Origin of the sequence: Friedmanniella luteola, from assembly GCF_900105065.1 — a bacterium.
Lineage (GTDB): Bacteria > Actinomycetota > Actinomycetes > Propionibacteriales > Propionibacteriaceae > Microlunatus > Microlunatus luteolus.
Genome location: NZ_LT629749.1, coordinates 3,678,179 through 3,703,600, shown reverse-complemented (window position 1 = coordinate 3,703,600; position 25,422 = coordinate 3,678,179). Strand labels below are relative to the sequence as shown.

23 protein-coding genes are annotated in these 25,422 nt (G+C 74.8%); 10 read left to right on the top strand and 13 right to left on the bottom strand.

What is annotated here, in order from left to right:
* Positions 1 to 66 precede the first annotated feature (66 nt).
* Positions 67 to 804, top strand: coding sequence for a type 1 glutamine amidotransferase family protein (locus BLT72_RS17375; RefSeq protein WP_157720550.1), 738 nt, complete (start codon positions 67 to 69; stop codon positions 802 to 804).
* Between the two features lie 81 nt (positions 805 to 885).
* On the opposite strand, the gene BLT72_RS17370 is transcribed toward BLT72_RS17375, so the two are convergent.
* Both BLT72_RS17370 and BLT72_RS17365 read right to left on the bottom strand, forming a co-directional pair.
* Positions 886 to 1,512, bottom strand: coding sequence for a superoxide dismutase (locus BLT72_RS17370; RefSeq protein WP_091414411.1), 627 nt, complete (start codon positions 1,510 to 1,512; stop codon positions 886 to 888).
* 162 nt (positions 1,513 to 1,674) lie between these two features.
* Positions 1,675 to 4,683, bottom strand: coding sequence for a glycosyl hydrolase (locus BLT72_RS17365; RefSeq protein ID WP_197677078.1), 3,009 nt, complete (start codon positions 4,681 to 4,683; stop codon positions 1,675 to 1,677).
* A gap of 182 nt (positions 4,684 to 4,865) precedes the next feature.
* Here BLT72_RS17365 and BLT72_RS17360 point away from each other — a divergent pair, with 182 nt between their 5' ends.
* Positions 4,866 to 5,636: an ABC transporter ATP-binding protein gene (locus tag BLT72_RS17360; RefSeq protein WP_091414410.1), complete on the top strand. Its 771-nt coding sequence runs from the start codon at positions 4,866 to 4,868 to the stop codon at positions 5,634 to 5,636.
* Entirely contained in the window at positions 5,606 to 7,192 is a 1,587-nt protein-coding gene (locus tag BLT72_RS17355) for a hypothetical protein (protein ID WP_091414409.1), read from the top strand. Before BLT72_RS17360 ends, BLT72_RS17355 begins: the two co-directional genes overlap by 31 nt.
* On the opposite strand, the gene BLT72_RS17350 is transcribed toward BLT72_RS17355, so the two are convergent.
* The 9 genes from BLT72_RS17350 to BLT72_RS17310 form a co-directional block, all read right to left on the bottom strand.
* Complete coding sequence (locus tag BLT72_RS17350) at positions 7,189 to 8,217, bottom strand: DMT family transporter (RefSeq protein WP_091414408.1); 1,029 nt, start codon at positions 8,215 to 8,217, stop codon at positions 7,189 to 7,191. The two genes, BLT72_RS17355 and BLT72_RS17350, sit on opposite strands and share 4 nt — an antisense overlap.
* A 177-nt stretch (positions 8,218 to 8,394) precedes the next feature.
* Entirely contained in the window at positions 8,395 to 9,003 is a 609-nt protein-coding gene (locus BLT72_RS17345) for a class I SAM-dependent methyltransferase (protein WP_091414407.1), read from the bottom strand.
* Complete coding sequence (gene truA / locus BLT72_RS17340) at positions 9,000 to 9,854, bottom strand: tRNA pseudouridine(38-40) synthase TruA (protein WP_091414406.1); 855 nt, start codon at positions 9,852 to 9,854, stop codon at positions 9,000 to 9,002. The genes BLT72_RS17345 and truA overlap by 4 nt, the downstream gene beginning before the upstream one ends.
* Complete coding sequence (trmB, locus tag BLT72_RS17335; RefSeq protein WP_091414405.1) at positions 9,851 to 10,687, bottom strand: tRNA (guanosine(46)-N7)-methyltransferase TrmB; 837 nt, start codon at positions 10,685 to 10,687, stop codon at positions 9,851 to 9,853. Before trmB ends, truA begins: the two co-directional genes overlap by 4 nt.
* Positions 10,684 to 10,881 (bottom strand): hypothetical protein, encoded by a 198-nt coding sequence (locus BLT72_RS17330; protein ID WP_091414404.1) that lies wholly within the window; start codon positions 10,879 to 10,881, stop codon positions 10,684 to 10,686. The genes trmB and BLT72_RS17330 overlap by 4 nt, the downstream gene beginning before the upstream one ends.
* 10 nt (positions 10,882 to 10,891) lie before the next feature.
* A complete protein-coding gene (locus tag BLT72_RS17325) occupies positions 10,892 to 12,424 on the bottom strand; it encodes a M28 family peptidase (protein ID WP_197677077.1) in 1,533 nt (510 codons plus the stop codon).
* 107 nt (positions 12,425 to 12,531) lie between these two features.
* A complete protein-coding gene (locus BLT72_RS17320) occupies positions 12,532 to 13,401 on the bottom strand; it encodes an ABC transporter permease (protein ID WP_091414403.1) in 870 nt (289 codons plus the stop codon).
* Positions 13,388 to 14,350 (bottom strand): ABC transporter ATP-binding protein, encoded by a 963-nt coding sequence (locus BLT72_RS17315; protein ID WP_231930121.1) that lies wholly within the window; start codon positions 14,348 to 14,350, stop codon positions 13,388 to 13,390. The genes BLT72_RS17320 and BLT72_RS17315 overlap by 14 nt, the downstream gene beginning before the upstream one ends.
* A gap of 10 nt (positions 14,351 to 14,360) precedes the next feature.
* A complete protein-coding gene (locus BLT72_RS17310; RefSeq protein ID WP_091414401.1) occupies positions 14,361 to 15,461 on the bottom strand; it encodes a LolA family protein in 1,101 nt (366 codons plus the stop codon).
* 99 nt (positions 15,462 to 15,560) lie between these two features.
* Between BLT72_RS17310 and BLT72_RS17305 the strand changes: the two genes are divergently transcribed.
* From BLT72_RS17305 to BLT72_RS17290, 4 genes are all read left to right on the top strand, one after another.
* Positions 15,561 to 16,217 carry a response regulator transcription factor gene (locus BLT72_RS17305; protein WP_091414400.1) on the top strand — a complete coding sequence of 219 codons (657 nt, stop codon included), beginning with the start codon at positions 15,561 to 15,563 and terminating at the stop codon, positions 16,215 to 16,217.
* Entirely contained in the window at positions 16,214 to 17,599 is a 1,386-nt protein-coding gene (locus tag BLT72_RS17300) for a sensor histidine kinase (RefSeq protein WP_091414399.1), read from the top strand. Before BLT72_RS17305 ends, BLT72_RS17300 begins: the two co-directional genes overlap by 4 nt.
* Before the next feature lie 165 nt (positions 17,600 to 17,764).
* Entirely contained in the window at positions 17,765 to 18,292 is a 528-nt protein-coding gene (locus tag BLT72_RS17295) for a peptidase (protein ID WP_091414398.1), read from the top strand.
* An 85-nt stretch (positions 18,293 to 18,377) separates the two neighbouring features.
* A complete protein-coding gene (locus BLT72_RS17290) occupies positions 18,378 to 20,078 on the top strand; it encodes an ABC-F family ATP-binding cassette domain-containing protein (protein WP_091414397.1) in 1,701 nt (566 codons plus the stop codon).
* A 127-nt stretch (positions 20,079 to 20,205) separates the two neighbouring features.
* Here BLT72_RS17290 and BLT72_RS17285 read toward each other — a convergent pair whose 3' ends face one another.
* On the bottom strand, positions 20,206 to 21,303 hold the full coding sequence (locus BLT72_RS17285; protein ID WP_091414395.1) for a CDP-glycerol glycerophosphotransferase family protein: 1,098 nt from the start codon (positions 21,301 to 21,303) through the stop codon (positions 20,206 to 20,208).
* A 152-nt stretch (positions 21,304 to 21,455) separates the two neighbouring features.
* Positions 21,456 to 22,736: a citrate synthase gene (locus BLT72_RS17280; RefSeq protein ID WP_091414394.1), complete on the bottom strand. Its 1,281-nt coding sequence runs from the start codon at positions 22,734 to 22,736 to the stop codon at positions 21,456 to 21,458.
* Between the two features lie 242 nt (positions 22,737 to 22,978).
* Between BLT72_RS17280 and rplM the strand changes: the two genes are divergently transcribed.
* From rplM to glmM, 3 genes are read left to right on the top strand one after another with little or no spacing between them, the layout of a single operon-like run.
* Positions 22,979 to 23,422, top strand: coding sequence for a 50S ribosomal protein L13 (gene rplM, locus BLT72_RS17275; protein ID WP_091414393.1), 444 nt, complete (start codon positions 22,979 to 22,981; stop codon positions 23,420 to 23,422).
* A gap of 32 nt (positions 23,423 to 23,454) precedes the next feature.
* Positions 23,455 to 23,973, top strand: coding sequence for a 30S ribosomal protein S9 (gene rpsI / locus BLT72_RS17270; protein WP_091414392.1), 519 nt, complete (start codon positions 23,455 to 23,457; stop codon positions 23,971 to 23,973).
* Positions 23,974 to 23,988: 15 nt separating this feature from the next.
* The gene (gene glmM / locus BLT72_RS17265) at positions 23,989 to 25,341 is read left to right on the top strand and encodes a phosphoglucosamine mutase (protein ID WP_091414391.1); all 1,353 of its coding nucleotides are present in this window, start codon (positions 23,989 to 23,991) and stop codon (positions 25,339 to 25,341) included.
* Positions 25,342 to 25,422 lie beyond the last annotated feature (81 nt).

Here is a 25,422-nt window from a genome sequence, read left to right as displayed (position 1 = left end):
GTCTCCTCCTCGGGCCGGTGGCGGTCGTGCCCTCCGGGGAGGTGCACCAGGCCCTAGTCTGCCGCCGTGAGCACGCATCTGGTGGGTGGCGGCCGCGACCAGGACCTGCACCGGGCCGTCTACGGACGCTTCTGGGACGAGGCGGCGGAGGTCGCCTCCGGCCGGGGCGGGACGGTTCCCGAGGTCGGCGTCGTCGTCGTGCACGAGGCCGACGACGACGGCCGCGACGACCTGGCCTGGTTCGAGGCGGCGCTGGCCGCGTCCGGGTCGGTGCGCTGTCGACCCCTGCCCGTGGCCGAGGGGGACCGGCTGGAGCTCGCGGCGCTCGCCGGGGTGGACGGCCTGCTGGTGGCGGGCGGCCTGACGCCCGCCTACGCCGCGGCGCTGCAGGCGGCGGCACCGGGCGTGCGGGCCCTGGTGGCCGGGGGAGCGCCCTACCTGGGCTTCTCCGCCGGCGCGGCGGTGGCGCCCGGGCGGGCCCTGGTGGGCGGGTACCGGCTGGCCGGCCGGCTGGTGACCGCCGAGGACAACGGCGAGGAGTGCGACGAGCTGACGGTCGTCGACGGGCTGGGCCTGACCGATCTCGCCGTCGACGTGCACGCCGCCTCCTGGGGGACCGTGACGCGGCTGGTGGCGGCCGCGGCAGCGGGGCTGGTGGCGGGCGGCGTGGCGGTCGACGAGGGCACCGTGCTGGTGCTGGGCGCGGACCGGCCGCCGCGGGTGGGCGGCGCGGGTCGGGTCTGGTGGGTCGAGCCCGCGCGGGAGGGGGCCGTCCGGGTCAGGCTGCAGGACGCCGCCGGCTGAGCGTCGCCGGCGCGACGACGGCGCCCACCCGGGAGGGTGGACGCCGTCGGCAGGTCAGCTGCCCGGCGGGCCGGGGCGTGCTCAGAAGGGGGCGATGAGCCCGGCGGTCTGCGCCTTGGCGGCGGCGAAGCGCTGCTGGGCGTCGGCCCAGTTCACGACGTTCCACCACGCCTTGGCGTAGTCGGCCTTGACGTTCTTGTACTGCAGGTAGAAGGCGTGCTCCCACATGTCGAGCAGCAGCACCGGGATCTGGCCGAGCGGCACGTTCCCCTGCTGGTCGAAGAGCTGCACGATGTTGAGGCGCTGACCGAGGATGTCGTAGACCAGCACCGACCAGCCGGAGCCCTGGATCGCGTTGGCGTTGGCCTCGAACTGGCCGCGGAAGGCGTCGAAGCTGCCGAAGAACTCGTCGATCGCGGCACCCAGCTCGCCGTCGGGCTTGTCGCCGCCGTCGGGGGACATGTTCGGCCAGAAGACCGAGTGGTTGACGTGGCCGCCGAGGTGGAAGGCCAGGTCCTTCTCCAGCTTGTTGATGGTGCCGAAGGAGCCGCCCGCGCGCGCCTCGGCCAGCTGCTCCAGCGCGGTGTTCACGCCCTTGACGTAGGTCGCGTGGTGCTTGGAGTGGTGCAGCTCCATGATCTCGGGCGAGATGTGGGGCGCGAGCGCGCTGTAGTCGTACGGCAGGTCCGGCAGGGTGTAGTCGGCCATGGGTGTCCCTTCGAGTGGCGAGTCGTCATGTCGCGGGCCGGTGACATGACCTCTGGGCATCGTACGGCGGAGCCTCCGGACGGGGACAGGCGCGGTCCGCCCCCGGACGGCGCGGGCCGCCCTCCCACCGGGGAGGGCGGCCCGGCCGGAGCCGTGGCGGGCTCAGCGCAGCGGCAGCACCACGCGGGACGCGCTGCCGAGCCCGAGGGTCGTCGGCCCGTTGCCGATGGCGCTCCAGACTTGCACGGTCACCGTGCCGCCGGTCAGGTCGCCGCCGGTGCCGGTGCCGGAGCTGCTGAGCAGCCGGACGCCCTGGGTGTGGTGCTCGTAGCCCGGCACCGGGTCGGTGGCGAAGTACCGGTAGGTCTCCACCCGGTCGGCCGAGCCGTCGCCGGTCCGGTCGTAGGAGATCCGGACCTGGGTGGCGTTCCCGACGCCGGTCCCCGCGTCGACCGCCAGGTCGAAGGCGGTGGTCCCGGTCCAACGACCCGTCACCCCCGTGGCGGTGAAGGTCCGGCCCGCGTGCGGGGTGCCGTCGAAGGTCCCGCGCGCCGCCGCGACGCTCACCGTGCCGGCGCTGCCGGCGGCGCCCAGGGTGCCGTCGGTCCGCAGGTAGCGGGTCGCCCCGCTGCTCGGCGGTGCCGTGGCCGTCGGCGGGCCGGTCGGCGGGGCTGTCGGCGTCACGGTGGGGGACGCGCTCGCGGCGGGCGGCGGCGGGCTGCTCGGCGCGGTCGGCGGCGGGGTCGGGACCCCGCCGGCCTTCCCGCCGCTCCAGCTCTGGGCGCCCGCCGCCACGGTGCGCCCGGCCGGGGCCTTCACCCGGCGGCCGTCGGAGAAGGTCACGGTCAGCGCCTGCGTGGAGACGTTGGCCACGACGTAGGTGCGCTTGCCGGCCTTGCGGAACGCCATCGCCATCGGGTGGTTCGCCGTCACCGCGGTGTCGACGGTGCCGAGCGCGGCGAGGTTGCGGATCCAGTGGAAGGTGTGGGCCCTGCTCTCGCCCTCCTCGGAGGTGAAGCCCGGGTCGGCGCGGTACTTCGCGAGGGCGGCGGCGGGGTCGCCGAGGGCGAGGTACTCCCACAGGATGTCCTGCCAGACGGTCGGCTCGGAGCCGCGGTTGCGCACCACCTCGGCGTAGTTGGCCCGGACGTAGGACGGGGAGTGGCCGAGGTAGAAGTGGCTGCCGGTGATCGGCAGCTGGTTGATGCCCTGGATCTTCTCGGGCTCGGCGGTGAACCAGGTGCTGTAGGCGCCGCCGTCACCCCAGACCATGCCGACGGTCCCGTGGGGGAACGCCTTCGGGAAGTTCGTCCCGCCGACGTCGAACCAGTACTCGCGGATGGCCGCGGCCTGGGTCGTGTAGAGGTGGATGCCGGCGTTGCGGACCTTGGTGTTCCCGGTCGCCTGCCCCCACTGGACCAGGGCGCCCGCGAAGTTCATCCCCTCCGAGGAGGACTCCTGGTTGTTGCCGGAGCCGAAGGCGCCGTGGCCGGAGGCCCAGTCGTGACCGGCGTAGATGTCGAAGTCGCGCAGGTAGGGGAACCGGGCGTCGGAGCGGTCGTAGTTGTTGGCGTCGCGGACCAGCAGGTCGACCATGCCGCCGTACCTCCCGGTCGCGGCCCAGGCCGGGTCGAACTTGGCGAGGGTGGCTGCGGCGGCGACGAAGTAGCCGTAGTGGAAGTGGTGGTCGTTGAGCTCGGCGTCGGAGCCGTAGCTGGCGTCGTAGCCGATCAGCGTGCCCCAGGCCCGGTCGTAGTGGAAGAGGTGGTCCTGCTCACCGGCGGAGGCGGTCAGCCAGTCGGTGAGCGTGCGGCGGAGGGTGCCCAGCGCCTTGTCCCGGACGGTGGTGCTGCCGACCTGGTCCGCGATCTCGGCGATCCGCGCGGCCCGGCCCAGGCCCTTGCCGGCCCAGTAGGTGTCGGACGCACGCTCCCGGGCGGGGTCGGCCGCCTCCTCGGCCAGCAGGGCGGCGAGCGTCGCCCGGTCGGCGCCCCTGCTGGTGGCCACGGCGGGCACCTCGGGCAGCACGCCGCGGAAGGGCTGGGAGGTCAGGAAGCTGGTGGCCCCGACGAGGGTCTTCATCGCCCCGCGGGGGGAGACGTAGGTCTGGCCGATCGGCGTGGCCTCCTTCAGCGCCTTCCACTGGTGCGGGTAGAGCGCGACGACCGTGCCCGCCCCCGACCCCTCGCGGCGCGTGGTGGTGAAGGTGTACCGGGCCCGGGCGGCGGCGGTGCCCGGGTTGTAGCTGTAGGTCAGCTTCGTCCCGGTGACGACGGCGTGCGCGTACCGGCCGTAGGAGGTGGCGAGGGCCTTGCGGGTGGCGTCCGTGCTCGCCGTGGTGGTCGGCAGCACGGCCACGCTGAAGTAGCCCTTGCCGGCCAGCGTCGAGCTGAAGGTCGAGCCGCTCTGGGTCCAGGAGGCCCCCGTCGGCGCATAGGCCACGTAGTCGTGGCCCCGGACGGAGAAGCCGACGGTGGCGCCGCTGCGCGACCAGACGCGGGGTGCGCCGTCGGTGCGGACCTGGGCCCGGCCGCCGGCGACCTGGTAGTAGGACAGCGGCAGGCCGTGGCCGATCGTCGCCCGGAGGGTCCGGGTGCCGTCGGACCAGACCGGGGTGACCGTCCAGTCGGTCCAGCCGTCCACCCTGACCTGCGGCGCGTCGAGCCCGGCCACGCCCACCTGCAGGTCACGGGTGTAGGGGAACTTGTACTCCCCGACGCCGGTGGCCCCGCCCGTGATGACCGGGGTGGTGGTGTAGGAGACGCCCAGCCCGCCCCGGTCGGTGTCGTAGGAGGCGGGGTGCGCCATCAGCGGCTCACCGAAGGAGCAGTCGGAGCGCTTGAAGAGCAGCGAGCTCCACCAGTCGTTGGTGGGCACGGCGCCCTGGGGGGCGTTCGCGGTGACGAAGGCGCGCGGGTTGGTCGACAGGTCGCCGCAGCCCGACGGCAGGGCGGCCCCGGCGGGCAGGGTGGTGGTGTAGGAGCCGGCGCCGACCTTCGTGGTGGCGGCGCTCGCCCGGTCGGGGACGACGGTGCCGCTCATCCCGCCGACGACCAGGGCGGCGACCGCGCAGGCGGCGACACCCTGCCACCGCCGGCCGGCCGGGACGAGGGGTCGGGCACGCGGGGGGCTGCTCGGAGGAGAGGCGGTGGGGGCGGGGGTGTGGGACACGGTTCGGTGCTCCTCTGGGCGGAGTTCGCTGGTGCCCCCGAACGGTGTGAGAGCGCTCTCACACCCGTGTGTCCACGCTAACCACCCCTCGCCCGGGCGTCAACGCCACCCCGGGCCCGGCCGCACCGCCCGGCCGGTGCGCGTGGCGGGCGCCGGCGGGCGACAGGTGTTTGACTGGACGCATGTCACCGGCGTTGGCCCTGCAGGGCCTGACCAAGAGCTTCGGCGCGAAACGGGCGGTCGACGGCCTCGACCTGGAGGTGCGCCGGGGCTGCATGTTCGGCCTCGTCGGCCCGAACGGGGCGGGCAAGACGACGACTCTCTCGATGGCCACGGGGCTGCTCCGGCCCGACGCGGGCACGGCCCGGGTGCTCGACCACGACGTCTGGTCCGACCCGGCGGGCGCCAAGGCGCTGATGGGCGTGCTGCCCGACGGCGTCCGGTTGTTCGACCGGCTGAGCGGGGGTGAGCTGCTGCACTACGTCGGTCTGCTCCGCCGGGTGCCCCCCGCCGACATCGCCAGCCGCTCCGGCGACCTCCTCGAGGCGCTGGGTCTCACGGCCGACCGCGACACCCTCGTCGTCGAGTACTCCGCCGGCATGACGAAGAAGATCGGCCTCGCCTGCGCGCTCATCCACGCCCCGCGGCTGCTGGTGCTCGACGAGCCGTTCGAGGCGGTCGACCCGGTGTCGGGCGAGGGCGTCCGCTCCATCCTGCGGGGCTACACCGCGAGCGGCGGCACCGTCGTGCTGTCCAGCCACGTGATGGAGCTGGTGGAGAGCCTCTGCGACGAGCTCGCCGTGGTCGCCCAGGGGCGGGTGCTGGCCGCGGGCACGGTCGACGACGTCCGGGCGGGCAGCAGCCTGCAGCAGCGGTTCCTCGACCTGGTCGGGTTCCAGGCCAGCGGAGAGGAGTCCCTCGCGTGGTTGCGCTCCTCGTCCGCCTCAAGCTGACCCTGCTCCGCAACGGCCTGCGGCGCAGCGTCTGGCGCACCGTCGGGCTGGTGCTGGGCGGGTTGTACGGGCTCGGCCTCGTGGCCGGCGTGCTGGCGGGGCTGGTGGCCCTGCGCTGGACGTCGCTGGAGATGACCGCCGACGTGACCGTGCTGACCTACGCGCTGCTCAGCGCCGGCTGGCTGCTGCTCTCCCTGCTGGTCTTCGGCGTCGACGAGACCGTCGACCCGGCCAAGTTCGCGCTGCTCCCGGTGCGGGCCCGGGCCATGCTGCCCGGCCTCCTGGTCGCCGGTGCGATCGGCGTGCCGGGTGTCGCCACCGTCGTCGTCGGGCTGGGCCTGCTGCTGGCCTGGACCCGTTCGCTGCCACTCACGCTGGCCGCGCTGGTCGCGGTGCCGCTGGGCGTGCTCACCTGCCTGCTGCTGGCCCGGGCGGCCACCTCGGCGTTCGCCCCCTTCCTCTCCTCGCGCCGCTTCCGCGACCTCGCCTTCGTGCTGCTGGCCCTCGTCGGCGCCACGCTGGCCGTCGGCGGCAACCTGCTGGGCCGGCTCGCCGACGCCGGACCCGAGCGGCTGCGGGGCGCGCTGGCCGGCGCCGCGCAGGTCGCGGGCTGGAGCCCGTTCGGGTGGGCCTGGGCGCTGCCGGCCGACGTCGCCCGCGGGTCCTGGGGTCAGGCGGCCGTGCACCTGGTGCTGGCCCTGGCGCTCGTCGCGCTCTTGTGGAAGGCCTGGGAGCACTTCCTGGCCGCCCGGCTCGTCGAGCCGGTCGAGGGCGGCGGCGAGACGGCCCGCGCCGGCCGCAGCGGCTGGGTCGAGCGGCTCTACCCGGCCACGCCGGCCGGCGGGGTGGCGGCCCGCACCCTGCGCTACTGGCGCCGCGACCCCCGCTACCTGGCCGGCGTCGCCGGCTTCCTCATCGCGCCCGTGATCCTCATCGCCACCTCGCTGCTCAACCCCGACGGCAGCCCGCTGGTCGCGGTGTTCGCGCCGAGCCTGCTCGGTCTGCTGGTCGGCGCGAGCGTCGCCCAGGACCTCTCCTACGACGGCACCGCGCTCTGGGCCCACATCACGACCGGGATCCCGGGCGCCGCCGACCGCTGGGGTCGGGTCCTGTCCAGCCTGACGATCTTCGGGCCGATGCTGGTGGTCCTGCTCGCCGCCGCCGTGCTGCTGACCGGCCGGTGGGACCTGCTGCCCGCCGTGCTGGCGCTGACCGTCGCCTTCCTGCTCGGGGGGCTGGGCGTCGGCGCCTTCGTCGGTGCCCTGTGGCAGTGGCCCGCGCCGCCGCCCGGGGCCAACCCGTTCCAGAAGGGCAGCAGCGGCGGTCTGCCGGCGCTGCTGTCCTTCTCCGTGGCGACGTCCGGGACCGTGCTGGTCGCCCTGCCGACCGCGGCGCTCGTCGTCGGGTCGTTCTTCACGCCGTGGCTGGGCTGGCTGGCCGTGCCGGTCGGGCTGGTCACCGGGGTCGTGGCGCTCCGGGTGGGGGTGGCGCAGGGCGGACGGTTGCTCGAGCGGCGCTGGCCCGAGGTGATGGCGGCGGTCTCGGAGAACCGCTAGCCGACCCGCCGGCTGCGGCGGCGCTGCGCCAGCCCGACGACCGCGGCTCCGGCCAGGCTGACCAGGACGGCCACCCAGGTGGCCGGCCCGGGCCGGCCGCTGCCGGTCAGCAGGGCCAGCAGGGCGGCCGTGAGCACCTGGCCCGCGACCGAGAAGACGCCGACGACCAGCACGCCGTGGATGCGCACGGTGAGCGTCGAGGCCCAGATGAAGCCGATGCCGCAGAGCCCGCCCAGGTAGAGCCAGGGCTCCGACGGCAGCCCGGTCAGGTCGCCGGGTCGGAGCAGGGTCAGGCCCAGGAAGACGACGAGCCCGAGGGTGCCGACCCAGAAGTTGTTCCAGGTGGTGGGCCAGGGACCCACGCGGGCCGCGAGCCGTCCGTTGACGCCCTGCTGGGCGCTGTTGACCGCGCCGGCCAGCAGGGGCAGCGCGGCCAGCCCGAGCAGGGCCGCGGTCACCGGTACGGCGCTGAGCAGACCCGCGCCCGAGACGGCGACGGCGAGCACGGCCAGCAGCGCCCCCGCCAGCCGGGAGCGGCTGAGGGCCGTCACCCCGTTGGGTCCCCAGCCCCGGTGGTCGACGACGAGGGCCATCACGGCCTGCCCGGCGACGAAGCAGAGGATGAAGAAGGTGATGCCGAGGGTCGGCGCCGCCAGCCCCTGGGAGGCGACGAAGAACGCCCCGCCCAGCCCGCCGAGCACCAGCCACAGCGGCAGCCGTCGCCGGTGGACGTCGCGGCCGAGCTGCGCCACCCCGCGTCCCGTGGGCCGGTGCAGGAGGGCGAGCAGGCTCAGCACGAGCAGTCCCGAGCCGAAGCTCACCAGCGCGGCCAGCGCCGACGCCCGCACGCCGGTCCCCAGCCGCAGGGTCAGCGCCCCGTTGACCTGGGACTGCAGGGCGATCAGCGCGCCGCTGCCCAGCATCAGCGGGAGGGTGAGCAGCCAGCGGGGGGCCGGCCGGGCGTCGGGCGCGGGCGGCGGGGCGCCCGTCGCCCCGGGTGCGACCGTCCCGGGTGCTGTCCTCACGGTGGTCTCCTCGGCTGGTGGTGCGGGGTCGACCCACCGGCGCGTCGACGTCTAGCGCCCCTATGTTCTCAGACCGGCACCACCGCCACCCGCCGCACCGAGGGCTGAGCGCGGGCAGCTCCGGCGCCCCCCTCACGACCCCGGTCCAGCACGCGGCCCGAGGTGTCGGGGCAGCCCTCAGCCGGCCGGCCGGACGAGGAGGACCCGGAAGCCCTTGGCGGAGGCGACCCGCTCGGTGGGGTGGCCCTGCTCGACCAGCCAGCGCTGCAGCGTGTCGGCGCCCAGGTTGCGGCCGACCACCAGCCGCGCCTCGCCGTCGGGCGCCAGGCGCGGCAACCACCGGAGCAGCAGGGTGTGCAGGGCCTCCTTGCCGACGCGGATGGGCGGGTTGGACCAGATCTGGTCGTAGCGCCGGTCGTCCTCCACCTGCTCGGGCCGCAGCGCCCGCACCCGGTCGGCCACGCCGAGGGCCAGGGCGTTGTCGCGGCAGAGGGCCAGCGCCCGGTCGTTGACGTCGACGGCGTCCACCTGCGCGCCGGGGGTGTGCACGGCGATCCCGACGGCGATCGGGCCCCAGCCGCAGCCGAGGTCGAGCACCCGGGGACGGCCCGTCGGCGGGGTCGACGCCCGGAGCAGCACGGCCGTGCCGCGGTCGAGGCCGTCGCCGGCGAACACGCCGTTGGCCGTCGTCAGCTCCAGGTCCCGGCCCCAGACGGAGGCCGTCACCGTCCGGCGGCGCTCCGGGCCGGTCGGGGTGGCGTCGAAGTAGTGCGACGGCTCGGTCACGTCCGGGCCTCCCGCGCGGGCTCGGGCCGGCGGACGCTGCGGGCCTCCTGGCCGCGGGCCACCAGCTGCTCGTCGGGCGGGTAGCCGACCTCCTCCAGGGTCAGCCCCTTGGCGGGCATGACCTGGACGTCGGGGGAGCGGGCGGCCGCGGTGGTCACCCGGCGCAGCCAGTCGAGGTCGCGCCGGCCGGACCCGACGTCGACCAGCGCGCCGACCAGCGAGCGGACCATCGAGTGGCAGAAGGCGTCGGCCCGGACCGTCAGCTCCAGGACCCCGGCCAGCGGGCCGTCGGGCACCCGGGTGGCCGACAGCTCCAGCAGGGTGCGGATCGAGGTGGCGCCCTCCCGCCGCCGGCAGAAGGCGCCGAAGTCCCGCAGTCCCAGCAGCACCGGGGCGGCCGCGGCCAGCACGGCGAGGTCCAGCGGGGCCGGCGCGGCGACCACCCAGCCGCGGTGCAGCGGGTCAAGCGGGGCGCCACCGTCGCTGAGCCGGTAGACGTAGCGCCGCCAGACGGCGCCGAAGCGGGCGTCGAACCCCGCGGGGGCGGGTCGGACGGACCGGACGACGACGTCACCCGGCAGCACCCGGTGCAGCCGGCGGACCAGCAGGGCGCCGTCCTCGAGGGCGTCGGCGGGCAGGTCGACGTGGGCCACCTGGCCGCGGGCGTGCACGCCGGTGTCGGTGCGGCCGGCGCAGACGAGCGACGCCGGCGCGGGCAGCCGCAGCACCTGGGTCACCCACGTCTCCAGCTCGCCCTGGACCGTGCGCAGGTCGGGCTGGCGCGCCCAGCCGGAGAAGCCCGTGCCGTCGTAGGCGAGGTCCAGCCGCCAGCGCCGCGTCGGCGCGCTCACCCCGCCCCCGCCCCGGCCCGCCGGTGGACGAGGTCGTGCACCGAGCGGCCCGCGTCCAGCCCGCGCTGCTCGAACCGGGTGACCGGCCGCGCGTCCCAGCGCGGGGCCCAGCCACCCGGGTGCAGGTTCTCCAGCCCCGGCTGCGCGTCCAGCACGGTCCGCATCGCCTCGGCGTAGTCCTCCCAGTCCGTGGCCAGCCGCCAGTGGCCGCCCGGCCGCAGCCGCTCGACGACGAGCGCGGCCAGGGCCGGGCTGACCAGGCGCCGCTTGTGGTGCCTCGCCTTGGGCCACGGGTCGGGGAAGAAGGTCCACAGCTCCTCGAGCCCGCCGGCGGGGACCAGGTGCTGCAGGCCCTCGGCCGCGTTGCCGACGACGATCCGCACGTTGTCCAGACCTGCACGGTGCAGCGCGCTGACCAGCTGGGCGGCCGCCGGCTCGTAGACCTCGAAGGCCAGCACGTCGACGTCGGGCCGGGCCGCCGCCATGGCCACCAGCGAGTCGCCCGGTCCGGGGCCGATCTCCACGACCAGCGGCGCACGGCGGCCGAAGGCGGCCGGCAGGTCCAGCCGTGCGTCCGGGTCGATCGACGTGCTGGTCTCGCGCTGCGGCACCCGGAGCACGAAGCGGTCCGCGTGCGCCTCCCAGGCGCGGCGCTGGTTGGGCCGCATCCGGGCGCTCCGGCGCACGAAGGACACGACCTCCCGGTGCACCCGGGGTCCCCGGTCGGTGCGGGGCGCGTCAGGGCGGGAGGTCTCGCTGCGGGGGGTCTCGGTGCGGGGGGTCTCGGTGCGGGGGGTCTCGGCGCGGGGGCCGTCGGTCGGGGTGCCGGTCACGGCCGTCGCCGCTTCTCGTACAGCCGCAGCAGCGGTCCGAGCACGACCAGCGTCGCCAGGAAGGCCAGCACGCCCGGCGGGACGGCGTCGGTGAGGGCGACGGTCGTGGCGCCGACGACCGCGCAGACCAGCGCCAGGGCCCACAGGCGGCCCTCCTTGGCGAGCTTGGCACGCAGCTCGGGGTCGCTCTCCACAGCGACGAACCTACCGGGGCGCACCGCAGGGCGGCCGCGGTGCGCCGCTCGGTGGGCGGCGACCCCTCACCACCCGGCGGCGGGTGGGCGGTGCGAGCGCCGGGACGACGGACCGGACGGGGCTGGGCTCGGGGACGGGCGCGGGCGGCGTCGAGCCGGCGTAGCGGCCCACGGTCCAGGCCAACGCGTCCAGGTGGCGGCCCAGGGCGGTCAGGTCGACGTTGCCCAGGTCGTCGCAGGCCCGGTGGTAGCAGGGGTCGAAGGGCAGCCCCGGGGTGCCGCCCCAGCGCGCCGCCTGCTGCGGGGTCTGGGTGGCCTCCGCGCCGCTGAACAGCCCGCCGGCCGGGACGCCGATCCGGATGAAGGGCCCGTAGTCGGAGCGGCCGTCGAAGTCCGTCGGCTCGGGCGCCGTGCCGTGCGCCGCGAGGAAGTCGGCGAGGGTGCGCTCGAGGGCCGCGGAGCCGGCCGGCCCGCGCCCGGCCCCCTCGTCGGCGGAGTCGTCGCCGTCGTAGACGAAGTAGCCGGGGTTGGGGGAGGCGATCATGTCGACGTTGAGGTACAGCCCCAGGTCGCGCCGGGCGCCGGCGTCCAGCCCGGCGACGTAGGCCGCCGAGCCGAGCAGGCCGACCTCCTCACCGCCCCACCACGCGAACCGGACCGCCCGGTCGACGGCGGGCTCGGGGCCCAGTGCGTCCGCCAGCTCCAGCAGCGCGGCCGCGCCGCTGCCGTTGTCGTTGATCCCCGGCCCCTCCTCGACGCTGTCGAGGTGCCCGCCGACCACGACCACGTCGTCGGTGCGGCCCGTGCGGGTCTGCGCGACGACGTTGCGGCTGGTCCGGGTCTCGGTCCGGGACCGCAGGTCGAGCGCGACCCGGGCGCCCGCCCGGGCGGCCAGCCGGGCGCCGTCCTCGGTGCTGACCCCGGCCACGGGCAGCGGACCGGTCCCGCGCAGCGTGCCACCGGTCAGCGGACCCGGCTCGTCGTTGACCACCAGCAGCGCCGCCGCGCCGGCGCCGGCCGCCCGGTCGGCCTTCGTGGCGAACGGGCAGCCGCCCCGGCGGACGACGAGCACGGCCCCGCCGGCGGGCAGGCCGTCGAGGTCCCGCGCCTGGCAGCCCGGCTCGTCGCCGTCGGGCACGAGCACCAGCGGACCGGTCACACCGCCGTCCGGGGTCGCGGGGCTGCCCGCCAGCCGGTCGGCCCGCAGCTCGCGTCCGTCCAGGACGACGTGCCGGGCCAGCAGCACCTCGACGGGGTAGCGGAACTCGGGGGTCGCGACGGCGAAGCCGGTGGCCCGCAGGTGGTCGACGACGAGGTCGACGCTCGCGGCGTGCCCGGGGGAGCCGTCCGCCCGGTGGCCGCCGTTGCGGTCGGCCGCTCGCTGCAGGGCCGCGAGGTGCGGCTCGGCGCCGGCCGCGGAGACGCGGTCGACGAGCCGGGTCGGCAGCCCGTCCTCCGCCGGTGCGCCCGGCGGCGGAGGCGCCGGGACGGGCGGGACCGGGCGCGGGGCCGAGCCGGCCAGGGCGAGCGCGACGGCCGCCACGACGACTCCCGCCAGCAGCCGGGTGCGCGGCCGGGCCGGGACCCCGTCGTCCGGGTCCCGGTCGGGCGGTCGCGAGGGCCGCGAGCGCCGGCCGGGGCGGGCTGGCGTCAGCTGGTGACGTCCTTGCCGGAGAACCGGGCCCAGGCCGCCAGCCAGAACACGCCGGCGTAGACGACGGCGGTCAGCAGCCCGCGGGTGATGTCCTCGCCGGCGACCGGGTCGCGCAGCAGGTTCCCGAAGGCGGTCCACCAGTGGGTGAGCAGCCAGGGGTGCAGCCAGGCGAGCTGGGAGATCTGGTCGAGCACGAACATCATCACGTTGACCAGCACGACGGCGACCGTGGCGCCGATCGGCTGCTCGGTGAGCGTGGAGATGAAGAGCCCGATCGCGCCGAGCGCGGACAGCTGCACCGTCAGGTAGAGGCAGGTCAGCAGCAGCCGGCCCAGGCCGTCCGCCATCGACGTCTGGCTGCCGGACAGCAGCGTCATCTCGCCCCCGCCGAACAGCGCGAGCCCCATGACGGTGCCCACCGCGGCCACCACCAGCGTGGCGACGAGGGCGGAGATGACGATGGCGGCGAACTTGACGGCCAGCAGCCGGGTGCGCCCGGCCGGGATGGTCAGCAGGTAGCGCAGCGTGCCGATGTTGGCCTCGCCGGCCACCGAGTCGCCGGCGATGACGCCGACGGCCAGCGGCAGGAAGATCGGGATCTCCAGCGTCAGCGCGGCGAAGGCGACGAAGAGCCCGTTGCCGGTGATCGCGCTGACGAAGTCCGGCCCGCCCCCGCCCCGGGGGGAGGAGACCTTGACGGCGATGGCGAGCACGATCGGCACCACGGCCAGCACGCCGATCCCGGCGAGGTTGCGGCGGCGGCCGAAGATGATGCCCAGCTCGGAGCGCAGGAAGCGCAGCCAGCCCAGCGGCGACGCCGTCGCCCGGTCCGCCCGCGTCGCGGGCAGCGCCTCAGCCGCTGACATCGAAACCCTCCCCGGTGAGCGAGACGAAGACGTCCTCCAGGCTGGGGCTCTGCACGCTGAAGCCCAGCACGGGGACGTCGGCGTGCACCAGCTCGGGGACGATCTTGGCGGCCTCGACCGGGCCGAGCACCGCGCTCACCCGGGTCGGCGTGCTGGTCACCTCGGTCAGCCCCAGCTCGGCCAGCACCCGGGCGGCGTCCGCCGTCCGGTCGGTGTCGACGCGCACGGTCTTGGTGGTGCCGGCCGCGAGGTCGGCCATCGAGCCCTGGGAGACCAGCTCGCCCTCGAACATCACCCCGACGTGGCTGCACATCTGCTCGACCTCGGCCAGCAGGTGGCTGGAGACCAGCACGGTCGCCCCGTCGGCGGCCAGGTCGCCCACCAGGTGCCGCACCTCGCGGGTGCCCTGCGGGTCGAGCCCGTTGGTCGGCTCGTCGAGGATCAGCAGGTCGCGCGGCATGAGCAGGGCGTTCGCGATGGCGAGCCGCTGCCGCATGCCGAGGGAGTAGGCCCGGTAGCGCTTGGTGGCGGCGGCGAGCAGGCCCACCCGGTCGAGGGCGGCGTCGATCCGGTGCGCGGAGGTGCGGGCGTCGCTGTGCCCGTCGGCGGCGTCCAGCCGGGCCAGGTTGGCCCGTCCGGACAGGTAGGGGTGGAAGGCGGGGCCCTCGACGAGGGCGCCGATCCGGCGGAGCGTCTCACCGGCCCGCTCCGGCATCGGCAGCCCGAGCATCTCGATCGAGCCGGCGGTGGGCCGGACCAGGCCCAGCAGCATCCGGATGGTCGTCGTCTTCCCCGACCCGTTGGGACCGAGGAAGCCGTACACCGCGCCCGCGGGGACGGCCAGGTCCACGGCCTTGACGGCGGTCTGGCGGCGGAACTGCTTGGTCAGCCCGCGGGTGAGCACCGGCATGGCGCCGGTGCCCCCCGGGGCGTCGTCTGGCTGACCCACGCGGGTCGGACTACTTCGCCAGGGCGTCGTAGAGCAGCTGCGGCTGCACGGCGCCCACGGCGACCCGGCCGTCGTCGGTGAGCACCGCGGAGAAGGCGGTGCCGGCCAGCAGCTTGCCGCTGCCCCAGGTGCCGGAGACGGTCGGCAGGGTGGCGAGCACCGCACCCAGCTGGCCGTCGGCCGCGGCGGCGTCGGCCGGCAGCTCGGTCACGACGACCGTCGTCCAGCCCTCGCCGACGACCTCGGTCGCGGCCTTGGCGGCCTCGGCGGCCTCACGGTCGGCCGCGCTGGGCGCCTTCCGCTCCGGGGCCTCGAGGGCGCCCTTCTCGGTCACCTCGGTGCCGCTCGGGGGGTTGAACGCGAACTGCCCGTCGTCGGGGGCGCTGAAGTCGACGGCGGTGAAGCCGATCTCGGCGACGGTCTGCGCGTCCTGGCCGAGCACCTGGACCCGCAACGGGGCGGACGTCTCGTCGTCGACGGCGATCCGGACCTGGGTGATCAGCGAGCGCTGGTCGGTGGGCGCGAGCACCAGCTCGCGGGCCGGACGGTTCGCGACCTCGACGGCCGAGTCGGTGCTCACCACGGTGGAGTCCCCGATCGCGTCGAGCGCGGTGCGGGCGGCCTCCTGCGGCGTGGTCGGCACCCCCGGGGCGGCGGTCCGGCGCTCACCCGGGCCGGAGTCCTCGGGGAGGGTGGCGTGGGTGGCCTTCCGGTCCTGGTAGGACCAGGTCCACAGGTCGGAGCCGTTGACGATGACGTCGGTCTCACCCAGGTCGTCGTCCAGCAGCGCGAAGCGGGCCTTGTCGGGGCCGTCGTACCAGACCCGCAGCGTGTGGCTGCCCGTGAGCAGCGAGGTGAGCTGCGAGGCGTCCGCGCCGCCGCCCATCGAGGGCAGCGCGGGCAGACCCAGCTGGGCCTCCTGCACGACGGTGCCGGACAGCCCGGCGACGTCGGAGCCCTGCAGGTCGACGAGCAGCTGCTCGGCGGTCCGGGGGGCCAGCTTCGGGTCGGCGTCGGCGTTGACGGCGACGACGCCGGTGCCGCCCACGGCGAGCGCGAGGGCCACCGGGGCGATCCAGCGCAGGGCCGGACGACGGGTGAGGATCTGCATGGCGCCATTCTGGTCCGGAGGTGCTGAGAGGACGCTGAGCCGGCCGCACGGGAGCGGTGAGGTCCTCCCCGGCGCGGCCGGCGTGCCACGCTGGGACCCGTGCGGGTGCTGCTGGTGGACGACGAGGAGCGGCTGGTCGCGGCCCTGCGCCGGGGGCTGGCCGCCGAGGGTTTCGCCGTGGACAGCGCCGCGACGGGGCCCGAGGGCCTGCGCGCCGCCCGCAGCGGCGACTTCGACGCCGTCGTCCTCGACGTGATGCTGCCCGGCCTGTCGGGCTACGAGGTCGTCCGCCGGCTCCGGGCCGAGGACAACTGGGTGCCGGTGCTCATGCTGTCGGCCAAGGACGGCGAGCACGACCAGGCCGACGCGCTGGACGACGGCGCCGACGACTACCTGACCAAGCCCTTCTCCTTCGTCATCCTGCTGGCCCGGCTCCGTGCGCTGCTGCGCCGCGGCGTGGTGGCGCGGCCGGCCGTGCTGGCCGTCGGCGACCTCACCCTGGACCCCGCCACCCGCGAGGTCGGGGTCGCCGGTACCCCCGTCGAGCTGACGCCGCGGGAGTTCGTGCTGCTGGAGTACCTGATGCGCCAGGGCGACCGGGTGGTGGCGAAGGGCGAGCTGCTCGAGCACGTCTGGGACAGCGCCGCCGAGGTGGCGCCGAACGCGGTCGAGGTCTACGTCGGCTACGTCCGGCGCAAGATCGGCGCCGGACGACTCGTCACCGTCCGCGGGGTCGGCTACCGGCTGGTGGCGTGAGCGACCAGCGGCCGCCGTGGCGTGGCTGGTCCGCCCGGCTGAGCCTGCGGGCCCGGCTGATCATCATCGGGCTCACCGGGGTGGGCCTGGCCCTGCTGGCGGGCGGCTTCGCCTTCTACGGCGCCCTCACCTTCGCCGTCGACCGCACCCTGGACGACGGGGCGCTGGCCGCAGCCGACGAGGTGGCGACCCTCGTCGAGGCGGACCGGCTGCCCAGCCCGGTCCCCGTGTCCGGCGCCCAGGTGGTGCAGGTCGTCGACGCCCAGCAGCGGGTGGTCGCCGGCTCGGCCACCGCCGACCGCCTCACCCCGCTGCTGCGACCCGACGAGCTGGCCCGGGCCCTGGCCGGGGAGGCGGTGCAGGTGCCCGGCGCCCGGGCCGCGCTCGCCGTCCCGCTGCGCGTCCGGGCGGTCCGGGCCGAGGCCGCCGACGGGCCCGTCAGCGTGCTGGTGGCCCTGCCGGTGGGCGACGTGCTGGCCGTCCGGGCGGCGCTCCGCACCGGTCTGCTCGTGCTGTTCCCGCTCGTGCTGGTGGCGCTGGGTGTGGTGGCCTGGCGGGTGGTCGGGTCGACGCTCCGGCCGGTGGAGGAGCTGCGGGCCCAGGCGGAGCAGATCAGCGGTACCGCGCGGGCCGAGCGGCTCCGGGTGCCGGCCGCGAACGACGAGGTGCACGCGCTGGCCGTGACGCTCAACCAGATGCTCGACCGGCTGGCTGCGGGGCGGGCGCGGCAGCGCTCGTTCGTCGCCGACGCCGCCCACGAGCTGCGCAGCCCGCTGACCAGCATCCGCACCCAGCTGGAGGTCGCCGAGCGGCTGGGGGAGGGCGGCCAGCTGCCCGCCGAGCTCCTCGTCGACGTCGACCGGCTGAGCCGGCTGGTGGAGGACCTCCTGCTGCTCGCCCGTGCCGACGCCGACAGCCGCAGCCCGGCACGGACCGTCCGGGTCGAGGCGGACGTCCTGCTGGCGCAGGTGGCGGCGCGCACGCCGGCCCGGGTCCCGGTCACCGTCCGGCCCGGGCCGCCCGTGACCGTGCTGGCCGACCCCGAGGAGCTCCGCAGAGCCGTCCAGAACCTGGTGGACAACGCGGTGCGGCACGCGGGCTCTGCCGTCGAGCTCAGCGCCCGCGCCGAGGCCGGGCAGGCCCGCCTCCTCGTCCGCGACGACGGCCCCGGCCTGCCCCCCGAGGAGCGCGAGCGGGTGTTCGAGCGCTTCACCCGCCGCGACGACGCCCGCAGCCGCGACGTCGGCGGCACCGGGCTGGGGCTGCCGATCGCCCGCGAGCTGGCCGCCCGGGCCGGCGGCACCGTCCGGCTGGAGGACGCCCCGCCGCCGTGGGCGCTCCAAGCGGTCGTCGAGCTGCCGCTGGTCGCCGCCAGCCCGTGATCTGCGTCACAGCCGCCCCATCCGCACCAGCGACCTCAGGGCTGCTGGCACTCGACCCCTCTTGTCTGCCAGCCCCGGACTGCTGACGATGGAGCCAGCCCGCTCGGGCGCTGCGCCGACGCAACCTCCGGGGAGGCGAGCCGCTGCGCTGAGCTGGAGGTCGTCATGGAGGGTCGCCCGTCCTCGATCGAGGTCGCACCGCTGCAGTCGGACGGGGTCCTCTACGGGTTCCTGCTGAGCGGCCGCTGGCCGCAGGACACCGTGGAGTGGGCCAAGTTCCTGGTCCTCGCGGTGCAGATGGCGGCCGTGCCGGGGCTGGTGCCGGTCAGCACCGTCTTCCGGGTCCGCGAGGAGCTGCCCGAGCAGCCGCAGGCGGGGGCCGTCGGGCTCGTCGTCGCCGAGGGGCAGCTGATCGGGGACCACCCGCTGCGGCCGGGGCTGTTCGCCGCCGCCCAGCCACCCGGGCTGCTGGTGCTGCACCCGCCGTCCAGCACCCTGGGCTCGGTGCCGGAGTACGACGTGGCCTCGGGCTGCGTGTTCCTCCCGGGCCTGCCGCACCTCGGCCTGGACCACCGCGCCGCCTGGGTGGAGGCCGACGTCGACGGCACGATCACCCAGCTGGTGAGCCGCAACGGCATCAACCCGCAGAGCAACGCCGACACCGCGGCGCTGGCCATGCTGCTCGCCGCCTGACCCTCGCCGACAACTCAGTTGTCAGACGGGGGCGGGTTCGTAGCACCCTAGGGTCCTGACCACTCGAGGATCGGAGGCGGCCGCCATGGGGCACGTCGACCTGTCGGCCGTCGGCTACCACCTGCCGGACGGCCGCGTGCTGCTGGACGACGTCTCGTTCCGGGTGGCGGAGGGCGCCGTCGTCGCGCTCGTCGGACCAAACGGCTCGGGCAAGACGACGCTGCTGCGGATCATCGCCGGCGACCTGCAGCCGACCAGCGGCACGGTGTCGCGCAGCGGTGGCCTCGGCGTCATGCGCCAGTTCATCGGCTCGATCCGCGACGAGAGCACCGTCCGCGACCTCCTCATCTCCCTCTCGCCACCGCGGCTGCGCGCGGCGGCCGCCGCCGTCGACACCCTCGAGCTGGCGCTGATGGAGGACGACAGCGAGCCGACCCAGATGGCCTACGCCCAGGCGCTGGCGGACTACGCCGACGCCGGCGGCTACGACGCCGAGGTCACCTTCGACGCCTGCTGCACCGCGGCGCTGGGCACGTCCTACGACCGGGTCCGCTGGCGCGAGGTCAGCACCCTGTCGGGCGGGGAGCAGAAGCGGCTCGCCCTGGAGGCGCTGCTGCGGGGCCCGGACGAGGTGCTCCTGCTCGACGAGCCGGACAACTACCTCGACGTGCCGGGCAAGCGCTGGCTCGAGGCCCAGCTGGCCAGCACCCAGAAGTCGGTGCTGCTGGTGAGCCACGACCGCGAGCTGCTGGCCCAGGCGGCGACGACGATCGCCGTCCTCGAGCTGGGCGCCGCCGGCAACAGCGTCTGGGTGCACGGCTCGGGCTTCGCCGGCCTGGCCGCGGCCCGGACGGCCCGGTTCGCCCGCTTCGAGGAGCTCCGGCGGCGCTGGGACGAGGAGCACCAGAAGATCATCGACCTGGTGCAGATGTACAAGGTCAAGGCCAAGTTCAACGACGGCCTCGCGTCCCGCTACAAGGCGGCCCAGACGCGGCTCGCCAAGTTCGAGGAGGCCGGCCCGCCCGAGGCCGTGCCGCTGGAGCAGAAGCTGTCGATGCGGCTCAGCGGGGGCCGGACCGGCAAGCGGGCCGTCGTCGTGGAGGACCTCGAGCTGACCGGGCTGATGAAGCCGTTCAGCGCCGAGATCTGGTTCGGCGACCGGGTGGGGGTGCTGGGCTCCAACGGCTCCGGCAAGTCGCACTTCCTGCGGCTGCTGGCCCGCGGCGGCTCGGACCCCGACGTGGAGCACCAGCCGGTCGGCGGTCTGGACATCGCGCCGGTCGCCCACACCGGCACCGCCCGGCTGGGCGCCCGCGTCCGGCCCGGCTGGTTCGCCCAGACCCACCACCACCCCGAGCTCCTCGGCAAGACCCTGCTGGAGATCCTGCACCGCGGCGACGACGCCCCCCACGGGATGGGCCGGCAGGGGATGGGCCGCGAGCTCGCCTCGCGCAAGCTCGACCGCTACGAGCTGGCCGGGGCGGCCGAGCAGCGGTTCGACTCCCTGTCGGGCGGGCAGCAGGCCCGCTTCCAGGTGCTGCTGCTGGAGCTGTCCGGGGCGACGCTGCTGCTGCTCGACGAGCCGACCGACAACCTCGACCTCGAGTCGGCCGAGGCGCTGGAGCAGGGCATGGCGGCGTTCGAGGGCACGGTCGTCGCCGTCACCCACGACCGCTGGTTCGCCCGCGGGTTCGACCGCTTCCTCGTCTTCGGTGCCGACGGCAGCGTCTACGAGTCCGACCAGCCCGTCTGGGACGAGAAGAGGGTCGAGCGGGTGCGCTCCTGACCCGGGTGAGCTCGCGCGGGGGCGCGCTCCCTTGATCTGGGTGAGCTCGCGCGGGGGCGCTCATGACCCTGACTGAGGAGCCCCGGGGAGCCGACGGAGAACGTGTCGACTCCCCGGGGCTCCTCAGTCAGGGCCGCGCCTCCCTCGACGCTCGCTCACGGGGGTGGGGCCAGAGGGCCTCGACGACGCGTTCGGTGGCGCGGCCGTCCTCCAGGGCGCAGAAGCGCTCGCGGAAGGCGGCGTAGCGCTCGGACCAGGCCGCCCGGACGTCCGGCAGCCCGGCCAGCACGTCGGCGAGCACGTCCTGGTCCTGCACCACCGGACCCGGCAGCTCCGTCTCGAGGTCGAGGGTGAAGCCGCGCAGCCGGTCGCGGAAGTGCTCGAGGTCGTAGGCGTAGACGACCACGGGGCGACCGGTGACGACGAAGTCGAAGATCGAGGACGAGTAGTCGGTGACGAGCACGTCCGCGGCCAGGTGCAGCTCGCCGATGTCGGGGTGGTCGCTCAGGTCCCGCACCCGCGGGTGGCCGACGGCGGGGGACCGGTGGCCGAGGTAGTAGTGGCGGCGCAGCAGCACCACGACGTCGGGGCCGAGCCGGTCGGCGAGCGCCGCCGCGTCGAGGCCGTCCGGCACGTCGGCGTCGTCGACGTCGTCGTCGCGGTAGGTCGGGGCCCAGAGCACCACGGTGACGCCGTCGGCCAGGCCGAGCCGGGCCCGGGCCCGGGCCCGGCGGTCCGCCGCCCCCGGACCGGTCAGCAGGTCGTTGCGCGGGTAGCCGGTCTCCAGGACCGCGCCGCGGTACCCGAAGGCGGAGCGCAGCAGGTCGGTGGCGGCCGGGCTGGGCGAGATCAGGTGGTCCCACCGCTCGATCTCGTCGTCGAGCGCGTCCATCAGCGCCGCGTCGGGCTGCTGCAGGGCCGAGCGGTGGATGCGCTTGAGCGGCGTGCCGTGCCAGGTCTGCAGGTAGACCTGCTCGGGCCGCTTCGTCCAGCGGTCCAGGTCGGTGTGGCAGTTGGCCACCAGCACGTCGGCCTGCTCCAGGGCCGCCACCGCCCGCCGGCTGCGGATCGGCACCGTCGCCACGTCGTCGGGGAAGCCGCCGGCGTGCCGCGGGTCGGCCAGCCAGACGTGCTCCAGCCCCGGACGCAGCCGGCGCAGCCCCTCGAAGACGGCGCGCGGGTTGTCGGCGTAGCGGCCGTTGAAGCTGTTGTAGACCACCTTCACCGGAGCGAGAGTCCTTCCCTGGATTGCCCAGCACGGTGAGCGAGCGTCGAGGTGGGGGCGGGCCTGACTGACGCAGCCCCGGGAAGGCGACACGTCCGTCGTCGTCTTCCCAGGGCTCCGTCAGCCGGGGTCCTGAGCGCCCCCGCGCGAGCTCACCTCTCGGAGATGGGGGTGAACTCCCGGGTGCGGTGGCCGGTGTAGATCTGCTTCGGCCGGGCGATCTTCTGCTCCTTGTCCTGCACCAGCTCCGACCACTGGGCCAGCCAGCCCGGCGTGCGGCCGATCGCGAAGAGGACGGTGAACATCTCGGGCGGGAACTGCAGGGCCTCGTAGATCAGCCCGGAGTAGAAGTCGACGTTGGGGTAGAGCTTCCGCTTGACGAAGTACTCGTCCTCCAGCGCGATCTTCTCGAGCTCGAGGGCGATCTCCAGCAGCGGGTTGACGCCGGTGACGGCGAAGACGTCGTCGGCGGCCTTCTTGATGATCTTGGCGCGCGGGTCGTAGTTCTTGTAGACCCGGTGGCCGAAGCCCATCAGCTTCTCCTTGCCCGCCTTCACCCCCTCGATGAAGCCCGGGATGTTGTCGGTCGTCCCGATGCGGCGGAGCATCGCGAGCACCGCCTCGTTGGCGCCACCGTGCAGGGGCCCGAAGAGGGCGCCGATCCCGGCCCCGACGGCGGAGTAGGGGTCCACCTCCGACGAGCCGACCGAGCGGACGGCGTTGGTGGAGCAGTTCTGCTCGTGGTCGGCGTGCAGGATCAGCAGGATGTCCAGCGCCTTCACCAGCCGCGGGTCGGCCTGGTAGCTGGGCTCGCTCATCTTGAACAGCATCGCGAGGAAGTTCTCGGTGTAGGAGAGCCGGTTGTCGGGGTAGACGTAGGGCTTGCCCAGCTGGTGCCGGTAGGCGAAGGCGCCCAGCGTCGGCATCTTGGCGATGAGGCGGGCGATCTGCAGCTTCCGGTTGTCGGCGTCGTGGATCTCCCGGGCGTCCGGGTAGAAGGTCGAGAGGGCGCTCACCGAGGCCATCAGCATGCCCATCGGGTGCGCGTCGTACCGGAAGCCCTCGATCAGCTGCTTCACGTTCTCGTGCAGGAAGGTGTGGTAGGTGATGTCGTGCGTCCACTGCTCCAGCTCGGCCGCGGTCGGCAGCTCGCCGTTCAGCAGCAGGTAGGCGACCTCCAGGAAGGTGGAGTGCTCCGCCAGCTGCTCGATGGGGTAGCCCCGGTACTCCAGGATGCCGGCGTCGCCGTCGATGTAGGTGACGGCGCTGCGGCAGGAGGCGGTGTTGACGAAGCCGGGGTCGTAGGTCGCCAGACCGGGCTCGCCCTCGACGGCGATCTGCTTGAGATCGGCGGCCCGGATGGTCCCGTCCGTGATCGCCACCTCGAATTCGCGGCCGGTCCGGTTGTCGCGAATGGTGAGCGAATCAGTCATGGCGACAACCTAGCCGGGGCTCCGCCGCCTCAGCGAGCCGGGGGACTATGATCCAGGACACCTGCGGGGCCGGTCCGGCCGCCCCGCCGAGCCGCCTGTTTTGACCCGTCCAGGACGCGGCGGTAGTCTGGTTCGCTGTTGCCCGCGCACGTGCTGTCTGACCGTGCCGAGGGGTAGCGCGCAAGTCGTCCGAACTCTCGAACCTTGATCCACCTCACGAACAACGGAAGCTGGTCACGACCGTGTCTACGTACAGTCCCAAGCCGGGCGAGATCACCAGGTCTTGGCATGTCATCGACGCCGAGGACATCGTCCTGGGCCGGCTCGCGGTCACGGCCGCGACGCTGCTGCGTGGCAAGCACAAGGCGACGTTCGCTCCGCACGTCGACGGCGGGGACTTCGTCGTCGTGGTCAACGCTTCGAAGATCGCCCTCGGCGGCGCCAAGAAGACCGACAAGTTCTACCACCGGCACTCCGGTCGCCCGGGCGGTCTGACGTCGATCGCGGCCGGCGACCTGCTCGCCAAGGACGCCCGCCAGGTCGTGGAGCTCGCGGTGTGGGGCATGCTGCCGAAGAACCGGCTCAGCCGCCAGCTCATCAAGAAGCTGAAGGTCTACTCCGGCCCGGAGCACCCGCACTCGGCGCAGCAGCCGCAGCCGTACCAGATCACCCAGATCGCCCAGTAGTAGTAGCGACAGAAGAGCCAAGGGAATCACCAGTGTCTGACACCGTCACCGAGACCACGCCCGACGAGGTCGCGCCCTTCGTCGAGGAGGACCGCGAGATCGCCTACCGTTCGGAGGCCGCCGCGCAGACGTCCTTCGGCCCCTCGGGCCGTCCGGCCGTCGTGGCGCCCGCCGGCGCCACCGGCCGCCGCAAGGAGGCCATCGCGCGCGTCCGCATCGTGCCGGGCAGCGGCCAGTGGGTCATCAACGGCCGCACCCTCGAGGACTACTTCCCGAACAAGGTGCACCAGCAGATCGTCGCCGAGCCCTTCTCGACCGCGGCGGTCCCCGGCTCCTACGACGTGGTCGCCCGCATCCACGGCGGCGGCGTCACCGGCCAGGCCGGCGCTCTCCGGCTCGGCATCGCGCGCTGCCTCAACTCCGTGGACGAGGAGGCCAGCCGTCCGTCGCTCAAGAAGGCCGGGATGCTGACCCGCGACTCCCGCATCAAGGAGCGCAAGAAGGCCGGTCTGAAGAAGGCCCGCAAGGCTCCGCAGTACAGCAAGCGCTGACCCGGCGGTCCCTGGATGGGTCGCCTGTTCGGTACCGACGGTGTCCGGGGCCGGGCCAACGACGCGTTGACCGCGGAGCTGGCCCTGCAGCTCTCGGTCGCCGCTGCCCACGTGCTCGCCGAGACCGGCGAGTTCGCCGGGCACAAGCCCCGGGCCGTCGTCGGCCGTGACCCGCGCGCCTCCGGGGAGTTCCTGGAGGCCGCGGTGGTCGCGGGCCTGGCCAGCGCCGGCGTGGACGTCGTCCGCGTCGGCGTCGTGCCGACCCCGGGGGTGGCCTACCTGACCGGGGTGCTCGGCGTCGACTTCGGCGTCATGCTGTCGGCCAGCCACAACCCGATGCCCGACAACGGCATCAAGTTCTTCGCCCGCGGTGGCTCCAAGCTGGACGACAGGCTCGAGGACGCCATCGAGCAGCGTCTCGGCGAGGCCTGGCCCCGGCCCACCGGCGGCGGGGTCGGCCGGGTCACCGAGGACCTCGGGCTCGTCGAGACCTACGTCGCCCACGTGGTGAACAGCGTGGGCGGGCCGGTCAGCCTGGAGGGCATCAAGGTCGTCGTCGATTGCGCCAACGGTGCCGCCTCCGTGGCCGGGCCGGCGGCGTTCGAGGCGCAGGGCGCCGACGTCGTCCGCATCCACGCGACGCCCGACGGCCTCAACATCAACGAGAACTGCGGCTCCACCCACATGGACTCCCTGCGGGAGACCGTGGTGGCCACCGGCGCCGACCTCGGCATCGCCCTCGACGGTGACGCCGACCGCTGCCTGGCCGTCGACGCGGCGGGCCGGATGGTCGACGGGGACCAGATCCTCGCCATCCTCGCCCTGGCGCTGCGGGAGGACGGCCGGCTCAAGCACGACACCGTCGTCGCGACGGTGATGAGCAACCTCGGCTTCGTGCAGGCCATGCGCGCGCACGGCATCACCGTCGACCAGACCCGGGTCGGCGACCGCTACGTGCTGGAGTCGATGCGCAACGGCGGCTTCTTCCTGGGCGGCGAGCAGTCCGGCCACGTGGTGATGATGGAGCACGCGACCACCGGTGACGGCGTCCTGACCGGCCTGCACCTGATGAGCCGGATGGCCACCTCGGGGCAGAGCCTGGCCGAGCTGGCCTCGGTGATGACCCGGCTGCCCCAGGTGCTGGTGAACGTGCCGGGCGTGGACAAGGCCCGGGCAGACACCGACCCGACGCTGACGGCCGCCGTGGCGCAGGCCTCCGCCGAGCTCGGCGACTCCGGCCGCGTCCTGCTGCGGCCCTCGGGCACCGAGTCGCTGGTCCGGGTGATGGTCGAGGCGGAGAGCTACGACCAGGCCGACGCCGTGGCCCACCGGCTGGCCGACGTGGTCAGGTCCTCGCTCGCGCTCTGACGCCGCACCCCGACCGTCGGGGCCCGTGGCCCTGCGCGGGTGCGCCCGCTCCCCCCTCACGGGCGCACCCACGCGCGCCGG

Bases quoted from the DNA above. Each gene is read 5' to 3' on its own strand.
- BLT72_RS17370 (WP_091414411.1), bottom strand. From the start codon at position 1,512: ATGGCCGACTACACCCTGCCGGACCTGCCGTACGACTACAGCGCGCTC.
- BLT72_RS17360 (WP_091414410.1), top strand. From the start codon at position 4,866: ATGTCACCGGCGTTGGCCCTGCAGGGCCTGACCAAGAGCTTCGGCGCG.
- BLT72_RS17320 (WP_091414403.1), bottom strand. From the start codon at position 13,401: ATGTCAGCGGCTGAGGCGCTGCCCGCGACGCGGGCGGACCGGGCGACG.
- BLT72_RS17310 (WP_091414401.1), bottom strand. From the start codon at position 15,461: ATGCAGATCCTCACCCGTCGTCCGGCCCTGCGCTGGATCGCCCCGGTG.
- BLT72_RS17295 (WP_091414398.1), top strand. From the start codon at position 17,765: ATGGAGGGTCGCCCGTCCTCGATCGAGGTCGCACCGCTGCAGTCGGAC.
- BLT72_RS17290 (WP_091414397.1), top strand. From the start codon at position 18,378: ATGGGGCACGTCGACCTGTCGGCCGTCGGCTACCACCTGCCGGACGGC.
- BLT72_RS17280 (WP_091414394.1), bottom strand. From the start codon at position 22,736: ATGACTGATTCGCTCACCATTCGCGACAACCGGACCGGCCGCGAATTC.
- glmM (WP_091414391.1), top strand. From the start codon at position 23,989: ATGGGTCGCCTGTTCGGTACCGACGGTGTCCGGGGCCGGGCCAACGAC.